At 61.3% G+C, this 3,128-nt stretch carries 6 protein-coding genes; 4 read left to right on the top strand and 2 right to left on the bottom strand.

The features are described from left to right. The first annotated feature begins 212 nt into the window (after positions 1 to 212). On the top strand, positions 213 to 479 hold the full coding sequence (locus ACYVDE_RS18555; RefSeq protein WP_460503036.1) for a hypothetical protein: 267 nt from the start codon (positions 213 to 215) through the stop codon (positions 477 to 479). A gap of 8 nt (positions 480 to 487) precedes the next feature. On the opposite strand, the gene ACYVDE_RS18550 is transcribed toward ACYVDE_RS18555, so the two are convergent. Continuing rightward, positions 488 to 1,114, bottom strand: coding sequence for a hypothetical protein (locus ACYVDE_RS18550; protein WP_460503035.1), 627 nt, complete (start codon positions 1,112 to 1,114; stop codon positions 488 to 490). Positions 1,115 to 1,144: 30 nt separating this feature from the next. Here ACYVDE_RS18550 and ACYVDE_RS18545 point away from each other — a divergent pair, with 30 nt between their 5' ends. Next, a complete protein-coding gene (locus ACYVDE_RS18545) occupies positions 1,145 to 1,534 on the top strand; it encodes a hypothetical protein (RefSeq protein WP_460503034.1) in 390 nt (129 codons plus the stop codon). Here the strand turns inward: ACYVDE_RS18545 and ACYVDE_RS18540 are convergent. After that, complete coding sequence (locus tag ACYVDE_RS18540) at positions 1,531 to 1,923, bottom strand: hypothetical protein (protein WP_460503033.1); 393 nt, start codon at positions 1,921 to 1,923, stop codon at positions 1,531 to 1,533. The two genes, ACYVDE_RS18545 and ACYVDE_RS18540, sit on opposite strands and share 4 nt — an antisense overlap. Before the next feature lie 266 nt (positions 1,924 to 2,189). On the opposite strand from ACYVDE_RS18540, the gene ACYVDE_RS18535 reads away from it, so the two are divergent. Continuing rightward, positions 2,190 to 2,738, top strand: coding sequence for a hypothetical protein (locus ACYVDE_RS18535; protein ID WP_460503032.1), 549 nt, complete (start codon positions 2,190 to 2,192; stop codon positions 2,736 to 2,738). A gap of 66 nt (positions 2,739 to 2,804) precedes the next feature. Then, positions 2,805 to 3,128: hypothetical protein (locus ACYVDE_RS18530; RefSeq protein ID WP_460503031.1), on the top strand; the 324-nt coding region annotated here is incomplete at its 3' end.

Below are 3,128 nucleotides of genomic sequence, written 5' to 3'. Positions count from 1 at the left end.
CGGGCCGGGGCCGAGCTGCGCGGCTGGCGCCTGAAAACGGCCAGCAAGCGCGTGCTGGCCCTCACCGCCTCGCAGCTCTACCACAAGCACCTGAAGAAGGTGCAGGCCCTGCGCGACCCCGCCGCGCTCGACAAGTTCTACCTCATCGCCGCGGGCGGCAAGGTCTGATGCCCCATTCTGATTCAGTTCATCACTACTTTCTCCCTCTTCCCATGTCCTACGCTCCCTCCGCAGCCGGCCAGAAACTGGTCGCCGAAGCCCTCACCAAGCTGCTTGTCTACTTCAAGGACGGCAACTCGCGCACGTTCCATGGCCGCCACAACGCCAGTTCCTACACCCCGGCCGACCCACGTGAACTGGAAATCAAGCGGCTGAAGAAGTACGCCGAAAGCGTGCAGATGAAAATCAACGTCGCCATCCTCTACGACCTGCAGACCGGGCAGGAAGTGGCCCGCCTGAAAAACGGCTCCTGGACGTGAGACCGGCGCTAGTAATGGCCTCTTCTGTGCTCGCCTGGAAAGCACTGCGGCCCGATGGCACCGCCGCCGTACTCAAGCACGACGTTCGACCGGTAGAAAATGTACGAGCAGCCGTCGGTATACTCCGCTTTGAGGCTGTCGCTCAGCGGGTGAGCAAACAGGTCGTAGGAGTATTTGCCCATGCCGCTGCGCTGGAAGCCAATAACGCAGGGCTCGCCGCTGGTGATGGAAATGCAGCCGGCCTCGTCCAGCCTGTCCTGCAGGGTTGTCAGCGTCTGGCGCGTCCAGCCCAGCGTGTGCAGCAGCGTGTCAGCCTTGGGCGAGTCCCAAGGCACATCCCAGTTGCTGGAACGGGTCTCGTGGTCGCTCACGTGAAAGATGGGGATGGTACGCCGCCCGTCGAACTCAATTTCGACCGACTTGTCAGCCGGCACGATGGTGTTAATGTAGGCGCTAAGCGCCCGCAGTTTTGGGGCCGTAGCCTCATAGTGGAAGATGAGGTCGGCTTTGGTGTACGGCTTGTCATATGCGCCCATGGCGTAGGCAATGGCTACCATCCAGCCGACGTAGGTGAGGATGGCCGTGGTCAGGGCCACACCGATACCAATCAGTCCCCATTTGACGATGTTGTTCATAACAAGTAGTCTAAAAAGTGTTCTGTTGATATGATGCAGCTAGCACATCTTGACCAAGTCATTGCGCTTGAGCGCGGCGAGGCCCGTGAACTCTGGTGGGCCATGGCTGAGTGCGGCCGCCGCAACCTAGCCCGGCTGAGCCGGCCACTGGGCGCACCGGTCGACTCGGCCGGTGTGGTGGTGGCGCTACCCGCGCTCGAGCGCGTGGCCCGGCGGCTCAAGCGCATTGACGAGCGCGAGCGGCACCAGGTGGGCATCCCGAGTCGCCGGCCGAAGAAGTTTCGGCTGCGGGTTGACGAGCTGGCGGCCCTCATGCTCTACGTGTGGCCGGAGTCATTGCCCGGCCACGCGGGGCACGTGGTGCTGGGCAAGGTGCAGCAGAAGTCGCTCAACCTGGAATCGCGCATCCGGTGGCCTTAGTGCCGCTGCGGATGCGGTAGGGCCGCGGCCTGGCTGAAGCGGGGCCCGTAGGTGTAGTCCAGCAAATGGATGTCGTGCTGGAATAGCAGGTCCGGGGTCAGGCTGTAGGAAATGACCAGCACTTGGTCACCCACGCGGCCATCGGTGAAGCGGACGGTATAATTGCCGGATGACAAAAAGCCGTTAACCGCGGCATCGGCCTGCTGCCAGAGCTGCTCCCCCTGCCGGGCGCTATCGGGGCTAAGGTTGTAGACCTTAAAAACGAACTCCCCACTGCCGTTGCGAATGGCTGAGTCATCAGGCGAACTGATGTGAAAGGTAGAGGAGGAGTCGGAACAACTGGTCAGCAGCAGCAGCAGCAGGGCAGGGAACCAGCGATGAGGGGACAAGTGCATGAAAAATGGATTTATGTAGTGATTGAACAAATGTATTGCGAAGAACTTTGTATTTCAAAGTATATTTGTCTGCGGCGAAAAACACGCTTTCTGCATCGGGCTATTGCTTCAGGTAGGGAGACTGGTGTAGGGGTCGTGGTCGCCTGGCTGAATCGGCACTATTTCAATGGGTTGTACGGTTAGTCAGCCCAGGCTGAAGCAGTCCTTTCCCTGCCCCGCGCGGCATCGTAAGTTTGAGATAACCCTAAATTTCTACCCTCGTGGATTACATCGACGTTCCCGTTCGGCCGCACGTGCTCAAGTTCCTGCAGTTTTACCTGGGCACCCACTACACCCTTTCCGAAAACGACCAGTTCGGAGCCTACCTCTACAGCCAGATGCGCCGGCCGATGCAGGACGCGCGCCGCGACCACGTGCTCGAGTCGTACGCGGGCAAGTGGCAGGTGCACTTCGGGTCGCTCTCGCCCAAAAAGCACGGCCTGCGCCTGACGGGCAAGGGCGTGCAGCGCTTCGACGACTTCGTCAACAGCATCCTGGAGGTGGAGATGATTGGCTACGTGAACCTGGCCGTGCGCTTCGGCAACAAAATCAAGTATGCCATTCTCGAGTACATGGCCGAGCGCAACATTCTCGAGGAGGACATCCAGTACGAGACGCTCTACAAGCGCTACCAGCGCGACAGCCAGGAGCGGCAGGCAGCCAAGAAGCTGGCGGCCGTGCGGGGCCCGGTACGTTCAGACAAGGACTTGCGCAAGCAACTACTCCGGGTGCCGCTGCCAGTGCCGGCGGCCGCCCGCTCGAACGCCTAGAAAAAGTGCTCTCGCATTTGTCCGTTTTGCTCTTGCACCTGTCCGGGAATTTTTAACTTTTGTCCGGTGGGGTATTCCACCGCATTCGCCGTGCTCAACCTCACCCAGGAACCCCTCACCACCGTCGTCGGCTACACGGCCGTGTACTACCACTGGGCCGATGGCCTGGCTCCGTTTCGCGTGGCCCAGGGCCTGGTCGTGGGCGACCTGGCTTCCCGGCCCGGGTTCGAGTGGCAGCAGCTGCCGCTCACCGCCAATTCCATCAAGCTGACGGAAACGGCCAAGGAGTCGCGGCACGGCGAACTCTACCAGGTGAAGCTGCTGGGCGAGCGCGCCCAGGCCCCGGCCCACTTGCTCGGCGCCATTGCGGCCATGGTGCGCCGGCCGGTG

This window comes from Hymenobacter agri, assembly GCF_054778495.1.
This window is presented reverse-complemented; position numbering and strand designations above follow the sequence as displayed.